Source organism: Pseudomonas sp. A-1 (assembly GCF_004801855.1).
Taxonomy (GTDB): domain Bacteria; phylum Pseudomonadota; class Gammaproteobacteria; order Pseudomonadales; family Pseudomonadaceae; genus Geopseudomonas.
In genome coordinates, this window is sequence record NZ_SSTC01000196.1 from 1 (window position 1) to 1912 (window position 1912).

The following is a 1912-nucleotide window of genomic DNA, read 5'->3' on the forward strand; positions in this document are numbered from 1 at the left end:
CTGGCAGCGGGTGCCGGCGGCGGCACGGCAACCGGGGCGGACGGGGCGGCGACCGGGGCTTCGGCCTGGACCGGAGCCACGCTGGGGGAAGCGGCCGGCTCGGCTGCGGTCACTGCCGGTGCGGGCTCGGCCGCCGGCACCGCCCCCGACGGCTCAGCTGCAGCCGGCTCGACTTCGGCCACCGGCTGCTCGACGGCCTCAGGTTGCGCCTTCTTGCGGAACCAGCCGAACAGGCCTTTCTTTTCTCCGGCATCCGGAGTCTTCTTGTCGTCTTTGGAACCAAACATGGACGGCTTGCATCTCAAGTGGGCGGCTGCGCACTGACGTGGCCGCCAGGAAATCGGTTGGGTATCCTAGCACCTCCTCGCCCGCCGGCGCCAAAACCGGCCGGCAGTCTGACAGGTCACTGATGATGAACGCATTCACACGCCGCCTAGCCGGCTTGTTGCTGGTTGCCCTGGGCCTGCCGCCGGCCGCCCAGGCCGCCGTGCCGCAGCCGACCCACCAGTTCCGCCTGGACAACGGCCTGACCGTGATCGTGCGCGAGGACCACCGCGCCCCGGTGGTGGTGTCCCAGCTGTGGTACCAGGTCGGCTCCAGCTACGAGCGCCCCGGTTTCACCGGCCTGTCCCACGCCCTCGAGCACATGATGTTCAAGGGCAGCAGCAAGCTCGGCCCCGGCGAATCCTCGCGCATCCTGCGCGAGCTGGGCGCCGAGGAGAACGCCTTCACCAGCGACGACTACACCGCCTACTACCAGGTACTGGCGCGCGACCGCCTGGAAGTCGCCCTGGAAATGGAAGCCGACCGCCTGGCTGGCCTGCGCCTGCCCGCCGACGAGTTCGCCCGCGAGATCGAGGTGATCAAGGAGGAGCGCCGCCTGCGCACCGAGGACAACCCCGCCTCGCTGGCCTTCGAGCGCTTCAAGACCGCCGCCTACCCGGCCACCGGCTACCGCAACCCGACCATCGGCTGGATGAGCGATCTCGAGCGCATGTCGGTGGACGACCTGCGCGCCTGGCACAACGACTGGTACAGCCCGAACAACGCCACCCTGGTGGTGGTCGGCGACGTCACCGCCGACGAGGTGAAGACCCTCGCCCAGCGCCACTTCGCCGCCATCCCGGCACGCCCGCTGCCGGCCGCCAAGGCACCGCTGGAACTGCCGGCCCTCGGCGAGCGGCGCCTGACCCTGCGGGTCAAGACCCAGCTGCCCAGCCTGCTGATGGGCTTCAACGTGCCGGGCCTGGCCAGCAGCGACAACCCGCGCGAAGTGCATGCCCTGCGCCTGATCGCCGCGTTGCTCGACGGCGGCTACAGCGCGCGCCTGTCCAGCCGCCTGGAGCGCGAACAGGAACTGGTGACCGGCGCCTCGGCCTGGTACAACCCCTTCACCCGCGGCGACAGCCTGTTCGTGCTGTCGGCGCGGCCCAACGTGCAGCAGGGCAAGACCCTCGAACAGGTCGAGGCCGGTCTGTGGCAGGAGCTGGAGACCCTCAAGACCCAGGCGCCGAGCGCCGAGGAACTGGCACGCGTGCAGGCCCAGGTGATCGCCGGCCTGGTCTACGAGCGCGACTCCATCGCCAGCCAGGCCACCAGCATCGGCCAGCTGCAGACCGTCGGCCTGTCCTGGCAACTGCTCGACCAGGATCTCGAAGCCCTCAGGGCGGTCACCCCCGCCGATATCCAGGCCGCCGCGCGGCGCCTGTTCCAGCGCGAACGACTGACCCTGGCCCAGGTGCTGCCGCTGGAGCAGGCCAAGGAGACCCGCCATGAATAAGCGCCACCTGCTGCTGATAGTCGCACTGCTCGGCCTGCTCGGCCTGCTCCTGCTGATCAGCCGCCCGGCGGCCGGCCCGGACAGCCCGGCCCCGGCGACGCCCGCCACCGGCAGCGCGCCGGCCGCGGCACC

General features: G+C 70.9%; 1 protein-coding gene and 1 pseudogene. One reads left to right on the forward strand and one right to left on the reverse strand.

Annotated elements, in window-relative coordinates:
* Positions 1–287: pseudogene (locus tag E5198_RS22160) on the reverse strand (signal recognition particle-docking protein FtsY); the annotation flags it as partial.
* Positions 288–412: 125 nt separating this feature from the next.
* Between E5198_RS22160 and E5198_RS21050 the strand changes: the two are divergent.
* Positions 413–1780, forward strand: a complete 1368-nt coding sequence (locus E5198_RS21050) for a pitrilysin family protein (protein ID WP_136491846.1) — start codon at positions 413–415, stop codon at positions 1778–1780.
* The last annotated feature ends 132 nt before the right edge of the window (positions 1781–1912 follow it).